We start from the raw sequence: 25,582 nt of genomic DNA on the forward strand, positions 1-25,582 counted from the left end.
CGGAGAGGGGCAGCCCCGGCCGCAGGATCAGTGCGCGGCCGCCGGCGGCAGGCTCTTGCGCCACTCCTCGAGAAGCGTGTCCGTCTTCTGCCGCTCCTCGGCATTCATGGCGTTGTGCAGGGCGTCGACCTTCGCCTGGAGCGTCGCCCGGTCACTCTCCGGGGCCACCGATGCCGCCACCCGATACCACATGCAGGCCTGCGGCGGATTGACCGCGCCACCCTGCCCCGTCTCGTATAGCGAGGCGAGGTTGAGCATGGCGGCGAAATGGCCCTGGGCGGCCGCCCGGCGCAGCCAGTCAACCGCTTCCAGAACCTCCGGCCGCCCGCCGGTTCCCTTGAGAAGCAGCAGGCCGAGATTGACCTGGGCGTTGACGTTGCCCTGGACGGCGGCCTTGCGGTACCAGGTGGCCGCCTCTCCGAAATCGGCCGCGCCCGCCAGCCCCCTGGCATGGAGCAACCCCAGATTGAACTGGGCGCTGGAATTGCCCTTCTCAGCCGAAAGCCGGCACCATTTCAGGGTTTCGCGATAGTCCTGCGGCACGCCGCGGCCGGAGGCGTAGAGCAGGCCGAGATGGAGCTGGGCCACCGGATGGTCCTGTTCGGCGGCGCGACGGTACCAATGGGCGGCCTTCTCCGCATCCGGCTCCACCCCTTGCCCATGCTCCCAGGCGAGCCCCAGGCTGAATTGCGCACCGGCATTGCCGTTCTCGGCCGATTTCTCGTACCAGGACAGGGCCTCGGCCATGTCCTGGGCCACGCCGTTGCCCTGGGCGTACAAGGAGCCGAGCTTCATCTGCGCCGTGGCGTGGCCCAGTTCCGCCGCCTTGCGGAACCATGGGACCGCCGCCGCATAGTCCTGCGGCACACCCTGGCCGAAGGTGTGGAACAGGCCAAGATGGTAGATCGCTTCGGCGTGGTTCTGTGCCGCGGCCTTCTCGTACCAGGACAGCGCCTCGGCCATGTCGGGGGCCGCGCCAAGACCATGGGGAAACAGCAGGGCCAGGTTGGCCTCGGCGGCGGCCCGATTGTGCTGGGCCGCGCTGCGCTGCCAGCGGACCGGGGGAGCGTTGTCCTGCGGGGCGCCCTCGCCGTTGGCCAGGAACAGGCCAAGGGTGAATTGCGCCTCGACATGCCCCTGGGCGGCGGCCTTGCGCAGCCAATGGGCGGCATCGCCGAAATTACGGACCACCCCCTCGCCGCGGATATAGGATTGGCCGACGCGGAACTGGGCCTCGGCATCGCCCTGCTCGGCCAGCGGCAGCCAATGGCGCAAGGCGGCGAGATGGTCGCCGGCCTCATGGGCCTCCAGGCCCTTGCGCAAATCCGGCCGGGCGGCGGCCATCGGCGCCGCCGGCTTGCTGAACAGGCGGGAGATCAGACTCATGGCTCGCGCATGCTTTCGTTGAGACCGCGCAGGATCGGCCGCAGGAAGTAGGAGATCACCCGCCGCTCGCCCACCTTGATGTCCGCCTTCAGCGGCATGCCGGGGATCAGGCGGAAGTGGGCAGGTACGTTGCGCAGCTCGGTTTTGGTCAGGCGGACCCGGGCCCGGTAGAAGGGCTGGGTGCCGGTCTGCGGGTTGTTGCGGTCGGTGAAGGCGTCCTGGCTGATCGTCTCCACCACCCCTTCCAGGGCCCCATGATCGGTGAAGGGATAGGCGTCGAGCTTGATCTGCACCGTATCGCCGACCTGGACGAAGGCGAGGTCGCGGGCGTCGATGGTGATCTCGGTCTCAAGACCGCCGCCCAGCGGAAACAGCTTGAACAGAGCCTCGCCCGGCTGGGCCATCGAGCCGACCGAGGTCTTGGGCGACACCTCCAGCACCACCGCGTCGGTCGGCGCCTCCAGCTTGACCAGATCCTCGCGCTTGCGCGCCTTGCTGAGCTGTTCACGCAGCGAATCGCTTTCGGTGCGCTGCTTGACCAACTCCTCGATCGCCGAACTCTTCCAGTTCTGGACGTAGACATCCTGGTCGGCATAGAGCGACTTGAGTTCGTGCTGGTTGGCCGCCAGCTCATTCTCGTTGTAGACTAGGGTACGCTCGATATCGATGCGGTCGTTGGTGGCGTACAGCATGTTCAGCTTGCTGCCGGTCTGCGACGCCGCCAGCGAACTGCGCATGCCCTCGATCTCCCGGACCACCTTCAGCCGCTCGGCCAGATGGGACCGGTCGGTCTCGTTCTTCACGATGGAGGCCTTCACCCGCGCGATCTTCTCGGCATAGCTCTGCAACTGCGCCCGAAACTGCGCCTGGCGTTCCCGCCACAGGCCGAACTGCAGGGCCGCGTTGCGGTCCTTGGCGTCGGCGGGAGTGTAGGGACGGTCGTTGTATTCGGCCTCCAGCCGCGCCACCTGGGCATCGACGCTGGCCAGCCGCGCCTCCAGCTGCCCGACATCGGCCTGGGCGAAGGTGGGATCCAGCGTGGCCAGGATGTCGCCCGGCTTGACGATGTCGCCGGCCCGGACATTGACCGACTTGATCATCACCGTGTCCAGGGGCTGGACGAAGACCGTGGCCTCCTGCGAGGTGATCTTGCCCGGCGCCACCACGATGCGGTCCAGCTTCACGACGATCGCCCAGACGACCGCCAAGACGACCGCGAGCGCCAGCATATGCAGGACGATGCGGGCCAGCAGCGGATCGGGGGCGGCGTCGATCGCCGCGGTGTCCCGCTGGAACTGGCTGATGATCGCTTCCGGCGCGGCCTTCGCCGCACCCTTGCTCTGTTTCGCCGGCACCTTGGCCAGCGGGATGGAGCCGATTTGATGGGTCGTCACCGTCGGTCTCCTAGATATGCCGGTTCTGCTGGTGCCAGAGATGCTGGTAGATGCCGCAGCGCTCCAGGAGCTGGCCGTGCTTGCCCTGATCGACCGCCTTGCCGCGGTCCATCACCAGGATGGCGTCGCAAGGAACCAGACTCGACAGCCGGTGGGAGATGATGATGACGGTGCGGCCGCGGGCGATGCTCATCAGGTTGGCCTGGACGATCGCCTCGCTTTCGGCATCGAGCGCCGAGGTCGCCTCGTCAAGGATCAGCACGCGGGGATCGATCAGCAAGGCCCGCGCGATGGCCAGACGCTGGCGCTGACCACCCGACAGGTTGGCCGAGCCCTCCTCCAGCTTGGTGTCCAGCCCCTTGGGCAGCCGCTCGACGAACTCGTCGGCGCCGGCCATGCGGACGGCGCGCATCACCTCGTCGGTGGTGGCGCCCGGCTTGGCGGCGGCGACATTCTCCCGGATGGTGCCGGTGAACAGGAAATTCTCCTGCAACACCACGCCGATGTTGGACCGCAGGTGGTCGATGTCGAATTCGCGCAGGTCGTGGCCGTCGACGCGGATCAGGCCTTCCTCGGCGAAATGCAGACCCTGGAGCAGGCGGGTGACGGTGGTCTTGCCCGATCCGCTGCGGCCCATGATGCCGAAGATGGCGCCCTCGGGAATGGTGAAGGACACGCCATCCAGGGCCGGCGACGCGGTCGGGCTGTAGCGGAAGCGGATGTCCTGGAACTCCACCTTGCCGCGCAGGGGCACCCGCAGTCCGCGCCCGGCCCGGCCCTGTTCGCTCGGGTGGTTCATGATGCTGGCCAGCATCTTGACCGACAGCGAGACCTCCTGGAACTGCTGGACGAGCTGGGCGACCTGGAGCAGCGGCTGCACGACACGGCCGGCCAGCATGTAGAAGGCGATCAGCGCCCCCATCTGCATCTCGCCTTCGAGCGCCAGATAGCTGCCAAGGCCAAGCAGGGTGGCCATCATCAGCTTCTCCAGCGGGCCGGAGATCGTCTGGCTGATGGTCATCACCTTGGCGACGTTGAAGCGCAGTTCGGCCGAACGCGCCACCCGGTGGTCCCATTCCAGCTTTTGGCGGGCGTCGAGCGCCAGGGACTTGACCGTCCGCATGCCATGGATGTTTTCGATCAGGAAGGACTGCTGGCTGATCTCGGCGTCATACAGGGCCTTCAGCCGGTGGCGGAGCAGCGGAATGACGATGCCGATGTTGAGCGCCATCAGCAGCGTGAAGCCCAGGACCAGCATCGCCATCGGCACGCTGTAGGCCAGCATGACCGGCAGGAAGATGATCAGGGACACCATGTCCAGCAGGGACATGAACAGCTGCCCGGTCAGGAAGTTGCGGATGCGCTCCGCCTGCATCATGTTCTTGATGATCTCGCCCGATGGACGGCGCTCGAAGAAATCCATCGGCAGATTGACGACCTTGTTGAAGACCTGCACGTTCATGCGCGTGTCGATCTTGCGGGTCGCGTGCATCACCATGTACTGGCGCAGGTAGGAGAAGCAGGTCTCGAACGCGATCACACCGATCATGCCGACCATCAGCGCATAGAGCGTGCCCAGGCTCTGGTGGACCAGGACGCGGTCGATGATCAACTGGAAGAAGATCGGCAGAGCCAGCCCCATCATGCTGAGCAGGATGGCGGCGACGGCGATGTCGCGGAAGATGCGCTTTTGCCGGAGGATTTCGCGCAGAACCCACCGCAGCCCGAAGGATTGCTCCTCGTCGCCCAGCCCATACTGCCGCTTCAGCAGGAAGACCTCGCCGGTCCAGGCGTCGGTGAAGCGCTTGCGGTCCAACGGCAGCAGAACGCCCTGGTCGGCCAGCGGATCCTGGACGATGACGACCGGAACCTCTCCTTGGGTGCCGAAGCCGGCAACGATCAAGGCGTTGCCGTTGCGCAGGCGCACCATGACCGGAAAGGCATCGCCGAGCCCCTCAAGATGCTCCCAGGTCAGGGTCGTCGCGGAGAATTTGAGGCCAAGCTGCTTGGCCATCCGCTCCATCAGCGCGCCGTCGATTTCTTCATTGCCGACGACGAAATCATGCTGAAGGCGTTCGGCCGAGATGTCGACCCCGCGCTGACGGGCGATGTTGGCAAAACAGCGCAGAACCGTGTGCGCGCAGGAAGCTTCTGAAATCAGGGTCATAGGTCGCCTTGGCAGCGAAAGCCGGTTCCAGACGCGGGCAGACGCGGGCATCGTTGCCAGACGCTTCTCCCTGCGGCGGATTGGCGGCCACACTATGCCAAGCGGACTGAGGCGTTCAACTCCTAAGCATGGGCGCTTCGGGGTGTCCCTCAAAATGATTCGGCCCCCTGCTGCGGCGCTTTCAACCGGAAGGTCGCCGGCATGGCGCTTGTACGGGGCCGGTTTGTCACAAGGGGGGTGGACGCAAGCCTTTGAAAGAGACAATGGTGGCGCTTTGTTCAGCCACTGTCCCGCCGCCATTGTTGTTGGCACCCTTCCCAGGCGAAGGCGGAACGGATAATGCCGCGGGACCAAGGCGCCCGGGCTTGGGCATTCAAAGGTTGAAAGACATGGTTTTTGAGTATCTCAGGATGATCTTCAGCCGGCGGGACAGGGTGGATGGTGCGGACGAGCTGATGGCGCTGACGAGCCTGAGGTTTGTTGCATGCTTCATGGTGGTGATGTTTCACTATGAAGGCGCCTTGTTCGGAAGCTTTTCATTGATTCCGGCCGCATCGATAGGGTTTCTTGGTGTAACTTTTTTCTTCATTTTATCTGGGTTTATTTTGTGTTATCGGTATTCCAGTGTCGACTTCTCCCGGAATGATCTTTATCAATTTTATGCGGTGCGCTTTGCCAGAGTGTATCCCGCTTACATCATTTCGGTTGTCCTCAGTCTTCCATTCCTGATCAATGCCGTTTTGTACTTTCAAGAAACAGGCCAGAAAGCCGTTGCGACGCTGCTGACGGCAGGACCGGTTCTGGCGGTGGCTGGGCTACAGGCGTGGCTTCCCGGGGCGGCGTGTTCGGTCAATTGCCCGACATGGTCGATTTCGAACGAAGTGTTTTTCTATCTATGCTTCCCCTTCCTTCTTCAAATGCTGCGCAACAGCGCGGTGCGCTTGGCCGGTGCGGCGCTCCTTTGCTGGCTGGCAAGCACAGTCGTCTTTGTCGCGGTTTGGCAGGTGTTTGGCGGAAGCCATCAGCTGATGGCGACCCAGGTGACCATCGACATGGCCAGTGATCTGGCTGCCCAATTCATCAAATTCGTCCCCATTGGCCACCTGCATGAATTCATCGCCGGGATGCTGGCTTATCATCTGTGGAGGCGCCCCCGCGCCTGGTACGGCTGGAGGTTGATCTGTTTTTCGGCTGTTGCGTTTTACGCCCTCTGGAGATTTCACGCAGACATACCGGAGATTGTCTTTCATAACGGGATGAGCATCGCCGTGTGGCTGCCCTTGATCCTGGGTTGCGCAGGGATCCGGCGGGGCGTTCTCACCTGGCCGGTCGCAACTTTCCTCGGCCGGATTTCGTTTTCCGTATATCTGTTCCACATCCCGGTTCTGGCTGTTGTCCTCGGCTATGGCAGCGCCGTGTTGGGAGAGGGAGCGATGCAGAACCGCCTGGGGCTTTTGCTTCTGTGCTGGGCTCTCACGCTGGCCCTGTCGGCCTTGGTCCACCTGTTCATTGAGGAGCCGGCGCGACGGGTGATTGTCCGGCAGGCAAAACAGCGCTTTTCCTCAAGGACGGAGCGTGCGCTGGAGGCGGCATAAGCCGGCGCATTCCCTTGCCTCCGGGTTAGTCCCACCTCGGGGCATTCCCCACCCCGGCGCCACCGCTGCGGCGCCGGTCCTGCTCGCCACTAAGGAACGGCGAGGCATGGCCCGGCCGAAGACCCGCTCAATCCGGGCTGTGGGTCGCACGAAGGGCGAAGCTCCGGGGGGGATGTCCGCCGGCGTGGAGCTGCCACATGATGTCATAGGCCCGTTCAAGGTGATGGACGAAACGCTTGGCATCGAACAGCGGCGAGTGCAAGCGATTGTCTTCCAGGTGCCGGCGCAGGGCCGCCAGAGCGGTGGCGTCTTCGGCAAGCCGCACCGCCAGGGTCTCGTACTCCTCCAGAGTGTGCGTGATGAGTTCGGGCAGACCGGCGGCGGTGAGCAGGCTGGCGGCGACCCGGGAGGCGAAGGTCCCGCCCAGGCAGGTGACCACCGGACAGCCCATCCACAAGGCATCGCTGGTGGTCGTGTGTCCGGTGTAGGGCAGAGTGTCGAGGCACAGGTCGGCAACCCGGTAGCGGGCCAGATGATCGGCCAGCGGCAGCTTGGAGGCGAAGAGCAGACGGTCCGGGGCCACGCCTCTGGCGGCGGCTTCCCGCCTCAGGTTGCGTTCGCCATCCGGAGCGCCGCCATAAAGCCACAGTACGCTGCCGGGCACCCGCGCCAGCAGGCGCATCCACAGCGCGAAGATGGCCGGGGAGAGTTTCTGAAGGGCGTTGAAGCTGCAAAAGACGAAGCTGTTCTCCGGCAAACCGTACGCGGCCCGGACCGGCGTCCGTTCCGGCAGCGGGCGATCCCGGCCGTTGATCTGATAGCTGTCCGGCAACAGCAGCAGCTGTTCGGTGTAATGGGGCTGGTGGTCCGGCGGCGTGACGATCGCATCGCCCACGATATAGTCCATGTGCGGCAGGCCGCTGGTTCCCGGATATCCCAGATAGGCGACCTGGACGGGTGCCAGGCGGCGGGTGATCAGGTCGAACCGTGTGTTCTTGGTGTGTCCCTTGAGATCCACCAGAATATCCACCCCAATCTCCGCCATATGGCGCGCCACCTCGTCGGCGCCGGCCGCCCGGATGTCATAGAATTTGGCGAAGGCCGTCTCCAGGCGGCGGCGCATCGGGCTGCCATCGTCCGGGCCGTAGGAATAGGCCAGCGGGACCACCCGGCTGCGGTCATGGCGCTCGAACAGTTCGGCGGCCAGATAGGCGGTGGCGTGTTCGTAGAAGTCGGCGGAGAGATAGGCAACCCGCAACGGCCGGGCACCGCGCGGGGCGGCTGCCGGACGGGACGGGAGAGGGGCCGGAGCCTGAGGTTCCAACAGACGCCGGTAGAACTGTTCGACCGCGAGACGCTGCTGTCCCGGCGTGGTCGGGATGGTCAGAACCGCGAGCGGGATGACCGTCCCTCCATCCTGGTCGATGGTGTCGAGCACGGCCTGGCACAGCGCCTCATGATCCTGCCAGTCGCACAGGTTCTGCTTGCAGTAGAGATGATAATTCAGAATGTCGCTTCGTCCCGGAGCAAGCCGCCTGGCCCGCCCATAGGACACCATCGCATCGGCAAGGCGGCCGAGCTCGCGCAGGCCATGGGCGTGCTGCAGATGGGCCTCGGCCGCCGCGGGATCGCAGGCGATGGCTTTACCCAGGGTCGTGGTGGAGCCTTTGACCTCCCGGAGTTCGCGCAAGGCGACCCCCAGGCTGATCCGGATGGACGCATCGTCGGGGGCCAAGAGCGCCGCGCGCACAAAGTTGAGGCGGGCGAGAGCGAGAAGGCCGGTGTTGCGGTAAAGAGTACCGAATTTGCCATACAGGCCCGCCGCGTCCGGAGCGATGGCGGCGGCACGCTTCAGGCTGCCGCTGGCCGCCTCATGCCGGCCGTCGCCCTCCAGCGCGACCGTAAGGTTGTACCAGGCGTCGATCCATTCGGGCGAAATCGCAAGGATTCGCCGGTACAGCACAAGCCCCTCCGCGGTCCGGTTCTGGCGCACCCGGATGGTGGCGAGGAATTGCAGGAAGCCGGCATGGTCGGGGTGATGGGCAAGAACGATGCGACAGGCGGCGTCCGCCTCGTCGAAACGGTTCTGCTGATAGAGGCGAAAGGCGTGTTCAGCCAAATCACGCAGCACGATCATGGACCCGCTCGCTGCCTCGTCTCGCCGAAGATGGAGGAAGCCGCCTCGGGCCGGCGCCGTGGTGCCGGCCCGAGGCGGTTCTCTTCAGGCGGTTGGTTATCAGATGAGCTGCGCTTCGACACGCTCGCACAGATGGTGGTACAGGCAGATGTGGGCCTGCTGGATCAGGGGGGTCGAGCGTGACGGCACGTCGAGCAGGATGTCGCTCAGGGCCGCCAGCTTGCCTCCCCCCTCTCCCGTCATGGCGATGGTGGTCATCCCCATGGTCCGCGCCACCTCGAAAGCCGCGACGACATTCTTGGAGTTTCCGCTGGTGCTGAGGCCGAGCAGGACCCCGCCGGGCTCGCCGTAGGCCTCGACCTGACGAGCGAAGACCGTGTCGTAGGAATAGTCGTTGGCCCAGGCGGTCAGCACCGCGGCGTTGGAACTCAGGCAGATTGCCTTCAGTCCGCGGCGCTCCTTCAGGAAGCGGCCGACCAGTTCCCCGGTGATGTGCTGCGCGTCCGAGGCCGAGCCCCCATTGCCGCACACCAGGAGCGCCCGGTTCTGCCCGAGCGCCCGCGTAACGGCGGTGATCGCCTCGTCAAGCCGTCCGCTCCCCAGATGGTCAGCGGTGCGCTGCAGGACATCGACACTGGCGTTGATGTAGTCGGCGAAGCACACGGGAGAGGAAAGATCAGTCGCCATGGAACTCGCAACCTCAAGGTCAGGGGCTTGGAAAGGAGGATTCCGCGGGCGGGGCCGGCGGAGGCGGACATGCGTTGGGAAGTCGGGCGGCTTGGGCGGGTTCAGCCGCCACGCTCGGCCCAGCTCCGCCACATTGCCCGCAACGCCGCCTCGAGGGAGCGGGTGAAGCCCTTGTGGTCGGTCAGCGGCGATGCCTCCAGGCGGGCACGCATCCCCGCCCGCAAGCCGGCCAAAGCCGCGGGATCACCGGCCAGGGCGACCGCCTTTGCGATATACTCGGCTTCGTCGCTGGCGATCAGCTCCTCCAGCCCGACATTGGTCAGCAAGCTGGCGCCGACCCGCGCGACATGGCTGCGTCCGGCCAGCGTCACCACCGGCACCCCCATCCACAAGGCTTCGCAGGTCGTGGTGGTGCCGTTGTAGGGGAAGGGATCGAGCGCGATGTCGAGACGGTCATAGGCGCGCAGATGACCATCGGCTGCCGGGATACGGGCCAGCAGTTCGACCCGGTCGGGGTCGATTCCATGGGTGATGAAGCTGTTGCGGTAGCGGGCACGCGTCTCGTCATCGCCCATCTGCCGGCTCTTCAGAAGCAACCGGGCATTCGGCACGCGTTTGAGGATCTCGGCCCACACCCGCACCACCTCGGCCGTCACCTTGGAGGTGTTGTTGAAGGAGCCGAAGGTGACGACACCGCTGTCCAGCACCGGCGGGCGCGGCTGGAGCGCCACCACCGGCGGCTGGTAGCAGTGGAAACCGTGCGGCAACCGCACCAGACGTTCGGCACTGAGCTGGTCCGCCAGGCCGACCGGGTCGGCGACCCCGTCGGTCAGGCGGTAATCGATGGCCGGCATACCGGTGGTGTTGGGGTAGCCAAGCCATGTCACCTGCACCGGCGCCGGCTTGCGGGCGAACAGCAGCAGGCGGTTTTCCGCGGTGTGACCGGCGAGATCGATCAGGATGTCGATGCCATCCGCCTCGATGCGCGCGGCGGCCGCCTCATCCGACAGCCCGACGATCGGGACCCATCGGTCGGCAGCGGCCCGCAACCGCTCGGTCACCGCATCCGACCGGCCGGAGCAGGGATAGCAGATCACCTCGAAGGCGGCGCGGTCATGCTCGCGGATCACCGGCTCAACGAAGAAGCTGACGGAGTGGGCGCAGAAATCGGGGGAGACATAGCCGATGCGCAGCTTGCGATCGGGCCTGGGGTCATTGGCGTGGGCGCGCCCTGCCGGCAGGAGGGGATCGGCATGCCGCTCTGCCCAATGACGATGCACGCGATAGATCATCTCCACCGGGACGTCCGCCGTGTAATTCAGCGCGAACGCAAGGTTGGAGTGCATGATGGCGTGGGTGGGATGGACGCCCAGCCCCTTTTGGAACACGGTCACCGCCTCGGTGATGCGCCCCTGCTCCTTCAGGGTCTCGCCCAGGTTGTTGCAGGGCTCCGGCATCTGAGGGGCGGCGCGCAGGGCCGCCATGAAGTATTCCACGGCGCGGCTCAGCTCCGCCCGCCCCTTCAGCAGGTCGCCCATGTTGCTGAGGGCCGCAGCCATATCCGGCTTCAACCTCAAAGCCTCGGTGTAGCAGGCAAGCGCCCCGTCCAGGTCATTGGCACCGCGCAGGGCGTTGCCCAGATTGAAATGGGCTTCCGCATAGTCGGGTTGCAGCTCGATTGCCCGGCGCAGGGCGGCCTGCGCCTCGGCGGCCTGCCCCATATCCACCAGCAGGCAACCGAAGTTGCTGTGCAGATGGGGGTCGTCCGGTGTGCGTTTGACCGCCCGGCGGTAACAGGCGAGTGCCTCGGCATGCCCACCGCGGCCACGCAGGATCAAAGCCAGGTTGTTGTTGGCGTGGGGATGATCGGGGTCGAGGTGCAACACCGCCCGATAGCCGGCCTCGGCCTCGGCGATCCGCCCGGCCTGATGATGCCCCAACGCAACGCCGAAGGCCGCGGCGCAGGACGCCGGCGCGGTGGCCGAACGGCGCCCGCCTCCGGTCGCTGCCGAAGCCTGGGGGTGCTTTGCCTTGGCGACTGGCTTGCGGGAGTTCTTCTTCATCACATCATCCGGGAGGCGGCAGGGTGGACATGATCGGGAGCCTCCGAGGCCGTGGCGGCGGCTCAGGACAGCATGGCAGGCTGACCGCGCAGGGCGACACCGCTGCCAAGATGCTCAAGGTACCAGCGGTAGGTCGCGGCGAAGCCGTCATGCAGGGAGGTGGGGGCGCTCCAGCCGAGCGCGGTCAGCCGGCTGACATCCAGCAGCTTGCGCGGGCTGCCGTCCGGCTTGCTGGTGTCGTGGAAAAAGCCGCCGCGGTAGCCGACGACGGCGGCCACCAACTCCGCCAGCTCACGGATGGAGATCTCCTGGCCGGTTCCGACATTGATGTGCGGCTCGTCCGAATAATGCTTGGCAAGATAGACCAGGGCATCGGCCAGATCGTCGGCGAACAGGAACTCCCGCTTGGGCGTGCCGGTCCCCCAGATTTCCACGTTGTCGCGTCCCTCGATCTTGGCGCGGTGGATCTTCGCCAGCATCGCGGCCGCCACATGCCCGCTCTGCAGGTCGAAATTGTCACCGATGCCATAAAGGTTGGTCGGCATGGCGGCAATGAAGTCGCAGCCATATTGGCGCCGATAGGCCTGGCACAGCTTGATGCCGGCGATCTTGGCCACGGCATACCACTGGTTGGTCGGCTCCAGCGGGCCGGCCAGCAGTTCCTCCTCCACCATCGGCTGGGCCGCCAGCCTGGGATAGATGCAGGAGGAGCCGAGGAAGACCAGCTTCTTCACACCGGTCCGGTAGGCGGCCTGGATGATGTTGGTCTCGATGACGAGATTGTCATAGAGGAACTCGGCGGGCCGGGTGGAGTTGGCGAGAATGCCGCCAACGGTGGCGGCGGCGACGAACACCAGATCGGGCCGCTCCCGGGCCACCCACTGCTCAACCGCCTCCTGGCGGCGCAGGTCAAGCGTGGCGCGATCGGCCGTCAGCACCTCGCAGCCCTCATGGGCGAGCCGGCGCACGACGGCTGATCCCGCCATGCCGCGATGCCCAGCCACCCAAACACGCTTGCCGTCCAAAGAGAATTCCGCCGTCTTGTTCACCGGCACCAATCCTTGCCAATCGGGAAACCGGCGAATTCCTAGCATTGCACCGGCATCGGGTCCAGGCATGGTTGCGCGCGCCATAGCGCCGGGGTCGGGCGGCACGCCGCGCAACGGGCCGTTTGATCAATGGAGGATCACGGGTATAAGAGCCCCATCCACCGTTCCTGCCGATTGCTCCTTATCCATGGTCTCGTCCTCGCAGGCGCTCGCGATCGCCATCCAGCACCACAAGGCCGGACGCCTGCCCGAGGCCGAGGGGGTCTATGGCGCGATTCTGAGGCAGGTGCCCCAGGCCGCCGATGCGCTCTACCTGTGGGGGGTGCTGCGGGGGCAGCGGGGCGACCGGCTGATGGCCGAGCTCTTGTCGAGCCAGGCCTGCGCCCAGGATCCCAAAGTGCGGCTGTTCGACGCCGAACTGGGCGGCGCCCTGCGGGGGCGCGGCGAGTTCGATCATCTGGCCCGGCTGTTCGCCGCCGACGTGGCGATCCGCCCCGGTTGCCGGCTGCTGGTGCGCCCCGGAACGCGCGCGCCTGATCCGGCACTCCGCCTACAGCTTCCCGGTGTCACCCTGTGCTGCATCGACACCTTCTACCATGACTATGCGCTGGTCGCCTTGAAGAACTGCCTGGCCCAATGTCAGTTCGAGGATGTGCTGTTCCTGAGCGACCGCGATTTTCCCCTGCCGACCATCCGCACCCGGCTGATCGACCGCTTGCCCAGTTCGGAGGCCTACAGCCGCTTCGTCCTTAAGGAACTTCACCGCCATATCGAAACCCCCTACGTGCTTCTGGTTCAATGGGACGGGTTCATCCAGGACGCGCGCCTGTGGTCCGAGGAGTTCCGCGCCTTCGACTATATCGGGGCGCGCTGGACCATGTTCACCGACGAGGCGAATGTGGGCAATGGCGGGTTCTCCTTGCGGTCCCGCCGGCTTCTCCAGGCGACGGCCGATCCTGATGTGGTCGAGTGCCATCCGGAAGACTACCACATGTGCCGGACCTATCGGAGATTGCTGCAGGAGCGCTACGGCATCACCTATGCCCCGGCAGGGCTGGCTGATCGTTTCTCCATCGAGCACGGTGCCGAGCTGACACAGCCAGTGGAGACCTTCGGCTTCCACAGCCTCTTCCGCATGCACACCCTGCTTGATGCCGATCAGCTGGAGAATTTCCTCGATGATGTGCCGCGCTCAAGCCTGATCGGGAGGAGCATGATCCTGCTGGCCGTGTCATACCTGAACACCGGTCGTCCGATCCAGGCCCAGATCATCGCGTCACGCATTCTCGGGCTGGAGCCAGAGCATAAGGACAGGGGCGTGCTCGAGCAAATCCTGGCCGCGGCCGAAACCTTGCAGCAACAAAACGGCTCCTGAAGGCTTCGACACCCGTCAAGACTTCCGATGGTCAGCCCCCAGGCCATGCTCCCATCGAGCGCGCGGAATGATCGTTCCGCCTTACCCTTCCGACGTCCGGTGTCCGGGATTATCCATTCCTTTCCCTTCACAGGGGGTCATGAGGGTTCGCCGAGTGGCGTGGACTTGCAATAGGATTGGAACTGGGGCGATGTGATCTGCTGTGCACTGGTCGGCAGGCTGGCATGGACCGACCAGAAGAAGGCGTCGTCGCCTCCCCGGATCGAACCGTCGCTGAGAACGACCATTTCCATCTTGTGGATGGAACTGGGCAGGATGTGGATCTCTGCCCGCTTCTCGTCAGGCTGTTGGCGGTGGCGGGCGACGAACAGGGCGATCTGATCGAGAAACCAGCGGGAGCGGCCGGTGACCAGGAAATGGAGCATGTATCGGGCGGCGAAGTCGAAGAAATCGACCGATCGCCTGCCCGGCTGTATGTAGACGACATCCGCCCACATCTCGTTCCAAATCTCCATCATGCTGCCGCCAACCGCAGCGAAATCGGCCTTGCCCACCATGTCCCGGAGGGGGGAGGGATCGCGCAGCAAAAGCAGGTCCATGTCGAGCATCAGGATCGGCTTGTCGTACATCTGAAGAAGACACGGCAGAATCAAAAAGCGGGCGCAGGCAAAATAGGTTTTTTTCTCGTCACCGAATGGTTCGATATCCGTCTTCTCGAAACTGTAAACGATCTGGATTCTAGGAAAGCCATTCTTTATCCTTGCGATCTCTGCGTCGGACCGCGCATCCGGATTGATCGCATGGATGTGAAGGACGGCGGGGTGGGGGTGGTTCTGGTTGATGGAATTGACAAGCGAGAACGCGAATTTCGTGATGTAGGCGGCGTCGCCACTTGAAAACAGAATATGGTCGATCCCGTCCGGAATGGGGGTATCGCGCATCTCGACAGTACCGGGATGGGAAACCCCAGCCCCGTCAAGACGCTCAAGGAATGCCGGCGACAGTCGGATCGCCTCCTCGCGCGTCGGAGATCCGATGTGGCCAACCCGTTCGAAGCAGCGGTCGGCCTCTTCATGGCGGCCGGTGACGGCATAAAGGCAGCCAAGGCGCGTATAGGTGAAAGGATAGGACGGGCACAGGCAGGCTGCCATGCGGTAGGCTGCCTGTGCCTCGTCCGCCCGACCGGCTTGGCGCAAAGCGTTGCCGACGCCGATCTGGGCGGCGTAGCTCCACTGCCGGGCCAGATCGGCCGACAGCTCCTCCAGCGAGGAGAAATCGCTGCCGATCTTGTTCATCAGCTGCCAGGCGCCGCTGTAAATGACGGCATTGCCGGGTTCCAGTTCCCAAGCCCTCAGGCTGTGCCGCGCTGCGGCATAGGGTCGCTCCTTGACCTCCAGCCCGGCCATCGCGGCGTGCAGTTCGGCGATCGCGGGATCAATCTGCAGAGCCGCACCATAATGATGGCGCCCGGTGCCGAGGTCGCCGGCCTGGATCGCCTGTTGGCCGAGCATATGGTGGCACGCGCACAAGGCCTTTTTCAGCTGGGCGAGGTCAGGAGCCGCCTGTCCGACCATTTCCAACGCAGCGAGAGCCGTTCGGGCATCCCCCCGCCGATAAAGCGCCACCGCGGCGTTGAACACCGCGACAAGGGCGTCGCGATCCCACAGCAGAAGCTCCGGGCAGCGCCGCATGGCGGCATGGGCCGCCTCGACCGCCGCAGAATGCTGTCCGGCCTCGGCCAAGACACGCAACAGCGCCGCCTGCGCTTGCCAAACGGCCGGGTCGAGCGCCACTACGCGGCGCAACCACAGGGCCGCTTCCACCGGACGCTGCCCTTGCATCAGCAGGGTGCCCTGATTGATCATGGCCGCCAGATGCTGCGGGGCACAGGCGAGAGCCGCCCGACCACAGGACAAGGCCGCCGTCGACTGACCGTTCTGTAGATGGGTGCGTGTCCGCTCCAGCAGGGCCATGCAGGCCTGGTCGGGGGCCATTGCCGCAAGCCGGAGGGCTGAGGCCCGCGCTTCAGACCGGGCACAGCGGTCCTGCCACAGCATGCGATAGGTCGCCTCCACCCGACCGATCATGCCGGCGCTGTCGCACAAGGGGGAAGCGGCCATCCGGGGACGCAGGCCGGTGCGCAGTGCCAGAAGCCGCTCCGAGTCAGAGGCGAGCGCCGCGGCGATGCGGACATACTCGTCCTCGTCGCGGGCGATCAGCCCGTTCAAGCCCAGAATATCCAGCAAGCCGGCCGTTTGCCGCGACACCGGCCGCTCGCCCGGCATCGTCACGATCGGCAGCCCCATCCACAGGGCCTCACAGCTCGTGATCCCCCCGGTGAAGGGGAAGGGGTCGAGAGCGATGTCGACATCGCCATATTCCTCGAACATTGCCGCGTGGCTGCTGGGACCACGCAGCTCCAGACGGTCCCGGCCGATGCCATGGACCGCGAAGGCCTCCTCCAGACGATGGCAGACCACCGGGTCGCTCAAGTTGATCGACTTCAGCAAAAGCCGGGAGGCCGGAACCGCCTGGAGCACCCGGCTCCAGACCCGGATAACCCGGGGATTGAGCTTGGCAATCAGGTTGAAGCTGCCGAACGTGACGGCGCCGCGCCGGACGGATGGGGGCGGGGCGACAGCCCCGGCACAGTCGGGGGCCTTGTAGCAGAATCGGCTGTATGGCAGCCGGATGACCCGCTCGACGAACCGCCCCTCCTCCCCAGGACGAACCATCGCAGCGTCCATGAAAATGGCATCCATCGCCGGCAGGCCGGTGGTATGGAAATAGCCGATCCAGCTCACCTGCACTGGGGCCGGCTTCAGGGCAAAGGCCCGCAAACGGTTGCCGTTGCTGTGGCCGTCCAGATCGACCAGGATGTCGATCTCATCGGCACGGATGAGGGCAACCAGCGCCTCGTCGCTCAGCCCCGCCGTCGTGCGCCATTGCTCCGCCGCGTCGCGGAGCGGTGGTGGCGGAGAGGCCTCCGCAGGATCGGCGGAGTAGCAGATGGTCTCGAATGCCTCGCGGTCGCGATGCTCAAGCAGATGAGTCAGGAACAGGCGCCGCGGACCACCGGCAAAATTCAGCGCCACATACCCAATCCGCAACCGGCGTCCGGGAATGCGGGAGATGCCGGGGGGCGGCAGGCGGCCGGCCGCCTGCGCCTGATAAAGCCTGCCCCAGGCGGCATGGGCCTCGAACAGGGCCGTCTCCGACAAATCCGGCTGATGCTCCAGTGTCTGCAACAGGTTGACATGCGTGCTGTCGTTCAACGGGTCCAGTGCCAGGGAGTGGCGACAGGCCCGCTCCGCATCATCCAGCAATCCTTGTACCTTGAGGCTTGCCGCCAAATTGCCCCAGATGCGGGTGTCCCCGGGGCTGAGGGCCAAGGCACGACGCATCCAGCACATCGCCCGATGCAGTTGCCCCCGCAAATGCCAGAGCGCGCCCATGTCGGCCAGAGCGCTAGCCAGGGGCCCGGTTGCCGTCTCTGGAATAGCGGCGACATCCAGAGCCCTCACCGCCCGCTCCGCCTCCCCGGGCCTCCCCTCCTGGCAAAGCCGCGTTGTCACGGTGACGAGCCGGATCACCGCATCACCACAACCGGTCCGCAGGGCGACCGCCAAGCTTGTGACGGCTTTGTCGGTCATGCCCTCGTCGAGCGCCATCTGCCCCAGCGCCAGATGCGACCAGCCGAAGTCGGGAACGAGAGCGGCCAAACTGCGGAAAAGGGCGCGGGCTTTCTCCCGCTGACCATTCTGCAGCAGTGCCACTCCCTTGTTGAAGAGGTCGATGGCGGTTGGTGCCGGAACGGGTAACGGCTGGTGTACGGCGTGCGGGGGAGGGAGCTGGGTCATAAGCGGCTGCCAAGGCATGAAAGGCGGTCAGGGATGGGGGAGCGGCGGCTTTTCCCACTCACTCGATCAGTTCCGGCGATGTCCCGACCATCATCGTCATGGCCTGGTACATGGCGGCCGCATAGCCTGCGGCGTCCTTGAAACGGGGCGGGCGGACGAAGCCGGCACCGACCTGGGCCGCCGCCGCGCGCCGCGCCGCCCGATCGCTGGCGAGCCGAACGGCCTTTTCGATGTAATCGGTGTCGGAACCGGCGACCAGTTCCGGGCAGCCCAGATCCGTCAGCATGGCCGCTCCCATCTGGCCCCTGAAGGTGGCGCCGGCGCGGCAGATGATCGGCAGCCCCGCCTCCATCGGTTCGATCAGCGAGGTCGAGCCTGAGAAGGGGAAGGAGTCCAGATAGATGTCGGCCGCGCCCAGCGCCCGCCGGACATCATGGCGGTCCCACCCGCGCTCGGACAGGATGACCAGACGATCCTCCGCCACCCCGGCAGCGCGCAGCCGCTGGCGGAAGCTGTCGTGGAACAGGGCCTCCGGATAGGAGTGGTTCCAATGCGGGCCATAGGGCATCAGGAGGAGCACCGAGCCAGGAACCCGTGCCAGGATGGCAGCCCACACCTCTTGCAGGTCGGGGATGATCTTGTTGACGTTGGCGGTGGAGCCGAACACCACCACATCCGCCGGCAGGCCGAGACGCATGCGGATGGCCGCCTGGTCGAGCGGCTCATGTTCCTCCACAGGGTCGAGGAAGCAATGGGCCAGGCCGGGCAGACGGATGAGGGTCTCGCTGTACTGGGACTCGGCGTCCGGTGCGGTCTCGTTCAGGGCGCCGGAGACATAGTAATCCACACAAGGAGAGCCGCTCGTCACCACCGAGGCGACGCTGGACACCTGGACGCGGGCGACGCGGCAGCAGGCAAGCGCCGAACTGCTGTTCAAGACGGCGGCGATGTTGGAGGCGAAGAACAGGATGTCCAGATCATCCGCCCGCAAAACGTCCAGCTGCTGGTTGAGGGCTTCGGGGAGGACCGAGAGGCGGGCGCCCGTGTCCGTGACCGCCTGCTCCAGGGGATGCCCTGTTCGCCCCAGGGCATAGACAATCAGCTCGACACCGGGGGGCGGATGCAGGATCAGCGGCAGAACGGCGAAGCTTTCCGGCCGCGGCACCAGCGCCGACGCCAGGATGCCGACGCGCAGAGGGCGGTCGGGACGGGACGGCGGTGTCCAGTCCGGCTCAAGCCCATGCATCCTCAGGAAGGCCCTGTACAGGGCCGAGCGCGCCCGCAAGGCCGGGAGCAGGTTGCAATCATTGAAATAGAGTGGAACGAGACTGACGGCGGTGGCCCCCCGCAGAGTGGCGTTCCTGCGCGCCTCGTCACCCTCGGCCTCCACCGCCTGGGCAAGGGCCGGAAACGCCGCCACCATATGGTCGGCATAGCGCCGGGCCTCCCCGACCTCCTGAAACAGTCTGGGAGCGGCCAGCAGTGTGGCGGCATAACGCTCGCAGGCGAAGACCGGCATATCCGCCAGCGGGGCGAGCCCGGTCCAGGCATAGGGAGGGGCCAGCAGCAGGGCCGCCAGGCTGCGCGCCGCCCGATCGCTGGAGGAGGGGGAGGGGGCGTCAAGCGCCGCGCGCACCGCCGCCTCCGCCTGCGGGTGCGGCCGCCATGTCCAACGCCCGTTGTCGAGCCGCTCCACCGCCTGGGCAAGCGCCCGCGGGTCACAGCCTTCGGTCAGCAGAGCCGTCATCAGCTCGGCGTCCTCGCACAAGCCGGTCAGGTCCGGCGCGGCCCGCAGCACCTGCCCCCGGCTGCCGCGCCGGGCCAGCAGTTCGGTGAAGACCGCCTCGATGCGGTCGACGCTGCGCCCCACCGTGAAGGCGAAGGCACGGGTCCGCCCGGCCTGGGCCAGCCGGGCCCAACCGGCGCGGTCGTCCAGCAGGCCGCGCAGTTTGGCGGCCAGATCGGCCGGATCCTCCGACGTGAACCGCAGACCATCCACCCCATGGCGGACGATCTCGCCGCTGCCGCCGGTGGCGCTGGTCACCACCGTCAGTCCGGCCGCCATCGCCTCCACCTGCGAGATGCCGAACGGCTCCTGGAAGACGCTGGGGAACACCAGCACATTGGAGCGGGCGAACAGATCGAACAGGCCGCGGCGGTCGAGGAAGCCCTGGAAACGCACCTTGTCGGCAAGGCCATGCTTTTGACAAAAGGCCTGCGAGCGTTCCAGCAGTTCCGCATCCGCCCCCTCCCCCGCCATCACGCACTCAAAGTCGATGCCGGCCTGATGCAGCAGGGCCAAGGCGTTCAGCAGGATCTGGGGTCCCTTATAGGCGACATAGAGGCCGGCGAACACGATGCGCAGCCGGTCGAGCTCCGGCAGGACCGGCCGGTAGAAATAATCGACCCGCGCCCCGGGGTAGAGCAGCGACGTCTCGGGGAAATCATACCCCACCTCCGCCAGCCGGGCCTCGACCCATCGGCTGGCGGGGCCGGGGCGGTAGAGGGGAGAACGCGGCGCCTCCGCGACGCCATAGCCCGGATGCTGGTTGCCCAGGCAATGCACCACCGGGATGCCCTGCTGGGTCAGCGGGGTCAGGCAATGGGCGCCGATCAGGTCGAGGTTGCCGATCAGGCAGACCTCGCTGCCATGACGGCGGACCGCCTCCAGCACGCAGGCGACATTCGCGCGCAGGATGGCGATGCAGCGTTCGCGGTCGTCGAAATTGAACGCCCTCCCCTCCCGCCAGTAACCATGGAGGGTCAGGCCGCGCTCGACCCGCTCCTCCAGATCCTCCGTGCCCGCCATGCCGGGACGGATGAGGTCGGGAACGTCGGCGGTCAGGATGCGGACATCGTGGCCGCGGCGTAGAAGGTCGGCCGAGAATTCCCAAAGCTTGCGGCCGTAGCCGCCGAACTCCTGTGGCGGAAACAGGTTGGTCACCACCAGGATCCGGCGCGGCGTCTTGGTCGGTTCCACTGTCGGCGTGATCAGGGCGCGGTACTGGGCGATGCGGGCGTCACCGGCCGCCTTCCGGTCCAGCAGGGCAAGGTCGGGCGCGCCCGGCAGCGCGACCGCCGCATCCACCGGCAGCCCGCGGGCGCGCAGCCGCTCGGCGGTCAGAAGCCAGGCATCGGCCGGCCGGCCATTCGCCTCGGCCAGGGTCGCCAGCACCCGCAGCCCGTCATCATGGTTGCGGTCAAGGGCGACGCAGCGCTGGACCGCGCGCTCCAGCAGCCCGGCGTCGCCCAGCAGCTGCGCCAACCGTGCCGCCGCCATCGCCTGGTCGGTGCCGGTGGCGTCTGCCACCAGGGCCGTGAGGCGCGCGCCGGCCAGCGGAGAGGGCTGGCCGCTCCTTGCCAGGCGGATGGAGCGTTCGGTGAAGCGGATCCGGTCGGTGCAGCGGTACAGGCCGGCGGCCCCCTTGTCCGGAGTAAAGCCCCATTCGGCCAGCCGGAGCGCCGCGGCATTCCGTGCCGCCCAGCCCGGTCCGGCGACAACCGCAAACTCGGCGGCGGCATTGGCCAGCCGCCCATCGACCAACTCCTCGACACCGCCCTGTCCGGTCGACCAGGATAGAATCACCACGCGCCGTTCGCCCAGGCGGTCGTCCCCCCCGGCCTGGGGCAGAGGCAGGGCGTCGGACGGCGGGACATCCGGGGTCGGCACCACCACGCGCGGCAGGCCGAGGACGGCCGAGGCCATACCCAGCGGGTCGTCCGGCCCGGCCAGGAGCGTCAGACGGGTGGCGTGCAGGTGCAGATGCTGGACCGCCTCATAGGCGGCGATGCGGTGGCCCAACATCTGGCCGCGGGCGGGCAGTGGCGCCGCAGCCGGCCGGGCCTCCAGCTGGAGCGCCGGATCGATCGGTCCCCCTCCCAGCAGGCCATAGAGCTGGGCCCGCTTGATCGCGGGGCTTTGGGTGTCCAGCAGATGCGCCTGCCCGGCTTGGCGGATCGCCAGGGCCTCTTCCGGGTGGGAGAGGTAATGACGGATCATCTCGACCAGTTCACCGGGCGAGCGGTAGGTCACAAGATGGCGTCCAGGGGTGAACAGGCGTTCCAGCCCGGAGTCCGGGGAAAGGGCATCGGTGATCAGGAAACCGCCAGCCCCCAGGACCTCGAACACCCGCAGATTCAGATCGCCGTTCAGGCTACAGTTCAGCGTGACGGCCGAAGCGGCGTAGAGATCGGCCGCCTCCTCCGGCGTGCCGCGCAGAGTCCGCAGCGGCAGCCCGGCCCGGATCACCTCGCTCAGTACATGGCGGCGATAGGGGTGGAAGCCCCCGATCTGTCCGACGAAGGTGAGGTCATGGTGGAAGCTTGACGCAAGGACGCGGTGACGCAACGCGTAATCGAGCGCCGGGATCCAGCAGACCCGATCGAAGCCGGCCTCGATGAAGAAATGACCGTGGTGACGGGTATGGTCGAGAATGATGGCGTCAAAGCACTCGTTGGTGGCATAGCGGATCAAATTGCCGATCGGGGCTGCCAGATGGTGGGTGTCGCCGATCAGCAGCAGCTTCGGACAGGGGATGGAATCAAGGTTGCGGGCCAGGTTGCGCCGGGTGGCATCGGCCTTGATGACGATGAGGTCGGGCTTCTGATGGGCCGGCAGCCGGGCAACCAGTGCTGCCATGTCGAAATCGCCGGGGGGCGTCGCGATGGTGAGGACGCTGTCCCCCTCGATGGTGGTCTGGCAATCAGGACCGCAGAACACCTCGCGCCCGGACAGGAACGGACGCGGATAATGGGCGGGGCTCGCCAGTGCGCAGAACAGAACCTGCAGGTTGGGCAGACCATCCATGGTCAGCGGCGGCATGCGGTTCTCCGGTCATAAGCAAAATGGTCAGGGCGGGCGCACTCTAGTCGAAAGCAAGCGGCCTTGCCTATGGGCCGCTAACCCTGGTTCCCGTCCAGTCCCGAAGACGGAGGATCGCCCATCCCCGCAAATAGGCTCCTGATATGAGGTCATGTTACCATAAAATCATGGTTTTATATCATGATAATACTCCTTCTTATGATTTGATGCCATGCTGGTGGGGGCCGGCTCATCTGCGTCGGGTGACCCAGAACTGGTAGAGCCGGCCGAAAAGGGTCGGGTGCGCCTCTTCCAACCGGGTCCAGCGGGCCAGAGACGTCATCGCCGGATCGTCCGGGAACCGCTGGCGGTACAACGAATAGGGGGCCGGATCCTCAAATTCGAACCCCAGCAGGGTGAGGTCGAGGCCGTCCAGCGCCTGCTCCAGCCATGGCAGGCTGGTCGACAGCTCATGGACATGCAGCATCAGGTCGCGGCAGCCGCTGGCCGTGAAGAAATCGGGCGAGGCGGTCACGGCGCGGGCGGGGTGGTCGGCGGGCAGGTCCAAGATGTCCTGTCGCAGCCGGCGCACCCCCTCCAGCGTCGCGGCGATCCCGCGTTCCGCGGCGAATGAGCGCAGCGCCGCGATCGGCCGGCGCGCGATGGTGCTGTAGAAGCCCAGCTTCATCACGCCGCCCGGAGCCAACAAACCGGTCAGCACGCGCAGCCCGGCAAGCGGGTCGGCCATGTGATGCAGAACGCCGACACAATGGATGAGGTCAAAGCGTCGCTCCAGGCGGCCGAGTTCCAGCAGGTCGGCCTGGGCGAAGGACAGGGTGTCCAGTCCCAGCCGTTGCGCCTGACGCAGCCCATAAGCGAGGCTGCGGCGGCTGAGGTCGACCGCAAGCACCCGCGCCCCTGCGACATGGCGGGCGACCTGCACCGCCTCACGCCCGGTGCCGCAGCCGGCGACCAGCACCTCTGGCGCCTCCCAGTTTGGCCAGTTGTCCGTCGGCAAGCCTCCCGCCGGGAAGGCCGGCGGCCGCGCCCGGGGGAACAGCGCTTGCAGCATGGCCCTCAGACCAATCGGCTTGGCGCGCAGTCCGGTGGAAACCCAGCGTGGATAGGGATGCTCCTCATACTGGGCGCGAACCCGGACCGACACGCTGTTGTTCACCGGTGTCAGACACGGCAACTGGGCGGCGATGCCCGCCTCCGCCGCCACCTCGCTCACCTGGAGCGCCAGCAGGTCGCGCAGCTCCGCCGGCCAGGCATGCCCCATCAGGGCCGGCGGCAGGCGGTCGAGCGGGCGATAAGCCCCCAGCAGCGCGATCCAGTGGTTCGGCACCGCCACCCCATTCTCCAGCCGGTGGCGAACCTCCGCCTCCAGCCGGTCAAGGGCAATGGTCTCCTCGGCGCTTTGCGCCAGCACATAGTCGCCGAGGAAGGCTTGGCGGGCCAGCCTGACGCACAGCGTCAGCCAGGGATGCCCCCAGGAGGAGACGTCGAGCGGCTGGCCGGCCGCGGCGGTGACGGCCAGCAGCGCCCGGCGCAAGGCGATGACGATCCGTTCCAAGGCAAGGTCGGTGACGGGGGTGACGGCCAGCAGCGCATGCAGCAGCGGGTCGCCGGCCAACCCGGTCAAGCTGCCGGCGCACAGCAGCGCCTCGGCGGCGGCCGGGTCGCCGGCAACGGCGCCGAGTTGGCCGGCGGCCGGGTCGGCCAGGATCAGGCTCGCCGCCGCGGTCGCCAGATCGGCCGGATCGACCTCGGTCCGGGCGAAGGCCGCCAGCAGGTCGGTGCGCAGCGCCGCCGCCACCGGCGCCTGCGTTCCGGCCAGATGGATGCCACGCAACGACAGCGCGAAGCTGCTCCACCAGTGCCCGACATCCGGCTGCCCCGGCTTGGCCTGCTGGATGGCGCGCCGCAACAGGGAGATGGCCAGATCACGTCGGCCATGGCGCAGAAAGAGCGCACCGAGCTGGAAGGCGACCTCTCCGCTTTCCGGCGCTTCGGGCGGGATGAGGGCGAGCACCTCCTGCACCAGGCCAAGCATCTCGGCAGCCCAGTCGCCAGTGGCAAGCCCCAGCTCGGCCCAAAGGGCGATCAGCGCCATGCGGGCATCGAGATGATGCGCATCCGCAGCGATGGCCGCCTTGAAATGACGGCTGGCCGGATCGGTCCGGCCGGCCTGTCGATGCAGCGTGCCGAGCAGATGATGGGCACTGGCCAACCGCGGACGCAGCGCGACCGCGCGTTCCGCCCGTTCAAGCGCCTCCGCATCGCGGCCCAGCCGGGCGAGCAGAGCGGCATGGTTGCCGAATGCCTCCGCCGGCGCCATCGGCAGGGCTGTCGCCTGCCGGAACAGGACATCGGCCTCCTCCGCCCTGCCCTCGGCCATGCGGATCAGGGCCAGGGTGGCAAGGGCGTCGGCATAGCCGGGCTGTATGGCAAGGGCCTCGCCGCAGCGGGCCGCGGCCTCCGGCAACCGGTTCATGCGCAACATCGCCACCGCCGCCGCCCGCAAGGCTGGTGCCGAGCGCGGCGCGATCATCAGCGCCCGCCCGACAGCGGCCGTGCCGGCCTCGACCCGGTGCTGGGCGATCAGGGCGAGGGCATACAGGGTCCAGGCGTCGGCCTGATCCGGCCGCAGCCGGACGGCGCGACCGGCCCATGCCAACGCCTCCGCCGTCAACCCCAGGCAACGGGCCAGTTCGGCAAGCGGGACCATCGCGTCGGTGCTGAAGCTGCCCCGGGACAAAAAGCCACGGTACTGCCGCTCCGCTTCTGCGGCTTGGCCGCTGCGGCACTGGTCGAGGGTCTGTTGGACATCCTGGGGACTGAGTGTCATGACGGGGACCTTAGCGGAGCGGAAGCCGGTTGCGATCGCCCTCTTCTCCCCGATCCGTCCGGGTGGTGCAAGATGGCTGCATGCCGGGGCGCCGTCTGGTCGCGGATGGCCGCCAGCCCGCCAATTCCGATGGCAGAGGCTTCGCGTCGCTTGCTAGGTAATGGGCATGCGATGCCGTCCTGTCTCTCGACCGTCCTGTCCTTGGGTCGCCCTGCCA

12 protein-coding genes are annotated in these 25,582 nt (G+C 66.6%); 2 read left to right on the top strand and 10 right to left on the bottom strand.

All coding sequences use genetic code 11. From position 1 onward, the window contains the following. Positions 1 to 27: 27 nt before the first annotated feature. From AZL_RS33055 to AZL_RS33065, 3 genes are read right to left on the bottom strand one after another with little or no spacing between them, the layout of a single operon-like run. Positions 28 to 1,386, bottom strand: coding sequence for an SEL1-like repeat protein (locus AZL_RS33055; protein WP_012978690.1), 1,359 nt, complete (start codon positions 1,384 to 1,386; stop codon positions 28 to 30). Then, the gene (locus tag AZL_RS33060) at positions 1,383 to 2,780 is read right to left on the bottom strand and encodes an HlyD family type I secretion periplasmic adaptor subunit (RefSeq protein WP_012978691.1); all 1,398 of its coding nucleotides are present in this window, start codon (positions 2,778 to 2,780) and stop codon (positions 1,383 to 1,385) included. The genes AZL_RS33055 and AZL_RS33060 overlap by 4 nt, the downstream gene beginning before the upstream one ends. Positions 2,781 to 2,790: 10 nt before the next feature. Further along, positions 2,791 to 4,947: a peptidase domain-containing ABC transporter gene (locus AZL_RS33065; RefSeq protein ID WP_012978692.1), complete on the bottom strand. Its 2,157-nt coding sequence runs from the start codon at positions 4,945 to 4,947 to the stop codon at positions 2,791 to 2,793. Positions 4,948 to 5,312: 365 nt separating this feature from the next. Here AZL_RS33065 and AZL_RS33070 point away from each other — a divergent pair, with 365 nt between their 5' ends. Continuing rightward, on the top strand, positions 5,313 to 6,542 hold the full coding sequence (locus AZL_RS33070) for an acyltransferase family protein (protein ID WP_042447026.1): 1,230 nt from the start codon (positions 5,313 to 5,315) through the stop codon (positions 6,540 to 6,542). A 127-nt stretch (positions 6,543 to 6,669) separates the two neighbouring features. On the opposite strand, the gene AZL_RS33075 is transcribed toward AZL_RS33070, so the two are convergent. From AZL_RS33075 to AZL_RS33090, 4 genes are all read right to left on the bottom strand, one after another. Further along, a complete protein-coding gene (locus AZL_RS33075; protein ID WP_012978694.1) occupies positions 6,670 to 8,679 on the bottom strand; it encodes a hypothetical protein in 2,010 nt (669 codons plus the stop codon). A 99-nt stretch (positions 8,680 to 8,778) separates the two neighbouring features. After that, the gene (locus tag AZL_RS33080) at positions 8,779 to 9,366 is read right to left on the bottom strand and encodes a D-sedoheptulose-7-phosphate isomerase (RefSeq protein ID WP_012978695.1); all 588 of its coding nucleotides are present in this window, start codon (positions 9,364 to 9,366) and stop codon (positions 8,779 to 8,781) included. A 101-nt stretch (positions 9,367 to 9,467) separates the two neighbouring features. Continuing rightward, positions 9,468 to 11,429, bottom strand: coding sequence for a tetratricopeptide repeat protein (locus AZL_RS33085; RefSeq protein ID WP_052293838.1), 1,962 nt, complete (start codon positions 11,427 to 11,429; stop codon positions 9,468 to 9,470). A 62-nt stretch (positions 11,430 to 11,491) separates the two neighbouring features. After that, positions 11,492 to 12,415: a GDP-L-fucose synthase family protein gene (locus AZL_RS33090; RefSeq protein WP_371304270.1), complete on the bottom strand. Its 924-nt coding sequence runs from the start codon at positions 12,413 to 12,415 to the stop codon at positions 11,492 to 11,494. Positions 12,416 to 12,665: 250 nt separating this feature from the next. Between AZL_RS33090 and AZL_RS33790 the strand changes: the two genes are divergently transcribed. Then, positions 12,666 to 13,853 (top strand): DUF5672 family protein, encoded by a 1,188-nt coding sequence (locus AZL_RS33790; RefSeq protein ID WP_052293839.1) that lies wholly within the window; start codon positions 12,666 to 12,668, stop codon positions 13,851 to 13,853. 137 nt (positions 13,854 to 13,990) lie between these two features. On the opposite strand, the gene AZL_RS33795 is transcribed toward AZL_RS33790, so the two are convergent. From AZL_RS33795 to AZL_RS33800, 3 genes are all read right to left on the bottom strand, one after another. Next, positions 13,991 to 17,713, bottom strand: coding sequence for a tetratricopeptide repeat protein (locus tag AZL_RS33795; RefSeq protein WP_158306038.1), 3,723 nt, complete (start codon positions 17,711 to 17,713; stop codon positions 13,991 to 13,993). Positions 17,714 to 17,771: 58 nt separating this feature from the next. Next, positions 17,772 to 22,535, bottom strand: a complete 4,764-nt coding sequence (locus AZL_RS33105; RefSeq protein ID WP_012978700.1) for a glycosyltransferase — start codon at positions 22,533 to 22,535, stop codon at positions 17,772 to 17,774. A gap of 229 nt (positions 22,536 to 22,764) precedes the next feature. Next, positions 22,765 to 25,365 carry a class I SAM-dependent methyltransferase gene (locus tag AZL_RS33800; RefSeq protein WP_012978701.1) on the bottom strand — a complete coding sequence of 867 codons (2,601 nt, stop codon included), beginning with the start codon at positions 25,363 to 25,365 and terminating at the stop codon, positions 22,765 to 22,767. Positions 25,366 to 25,582: the final 217 nt, after the last annotated feature.

This window comes from Azospirillum sp. B510 (assembly GCF_000010725.1).
In the GTDB taxonomy this organism is placed as follows: Bacteria; Pseudomonadota; Alphaproteobacteria; order Azospirillales; family Azospirillaceae; genus Azospirillum; species Azospirillum lipoferum_B.

Excerpts from the sequence above, each read along its gene's own strand:
- AZL_RS33105 (WP_012978700.1), bottom strand. The coding sequence starts at position 22,535 with ATGCCGCCGCTGACCATGGATGGTCTGCCCAACCTGCAGGTTCTGTTC.
- AZL_RS33055 (WP_012978690.1), bottom strand. The coding sequence starts at position 1,386 with ATGAGTCTGATCTCCCGCCTGTTCAGCAAGCCGGCGGCGCCGATGGCC.
- AZL_RS33800 (WP_012978701.1), bottom strand. The coding sequence starts at position 25,365 with ATGACACTCAGTCCCCAGGATGTCCAACAGACCCTCGACCAGTGCCGC.
- AZL_RS33795 (WP_158306038.1), bottom strand. The coding sequence starts at position 17,713 with ATGACCCAGCTCCCTCCCCCGCACGCCGTACACCAGCCGTTACCCGTT.
- AZL_RS33065 (WP_012978692.1), bottom strand. The coding sequence starts at position 4,947 with ATGACCCTGATTTCAGAAGCTTCCTGCGCGCACACGGTTCTGCGCTGT.
- AZL_RS33080 (WP_012978695.1), bottom strand. The coding sequence starts at position 9,366 with ATGGCGACTGATCTTTCCTCTCCCGTGTGCTTCGCCGACTACATCAAC.
- AZL_RS33075 (WP_012978694.1), bottom strand. The coding sequence starts at position 8,679 with ATGATCGTGCTGCGTGATTTGGCTGAACACGCCTTTCGCCTCTATCAG.
- AZL_RS33085 (WP_052293838.1), bottom strand. The coding sequence starts at position 11,429 with ATGAAGAAGAACTCCCGCAAGCCAGTCGCCAAGGCAAAGCACCCCCAG.
- AZL_RS33090 (WP_371304270.1), bottom strand. The coding sequence starts at position 12,415 with ATGGCGGGATCAGCCGTCGTGCGCCGGCTCGCCCATGAGGGCTGCGAG.
- AZL_RS33790 (WP_052293839.1), top strand. The coding sequence starts at position 12,666 with ATGGTCTCGTCCTCGCAGGCGCTCGCGATCGCCATCCAGCACCACAAG.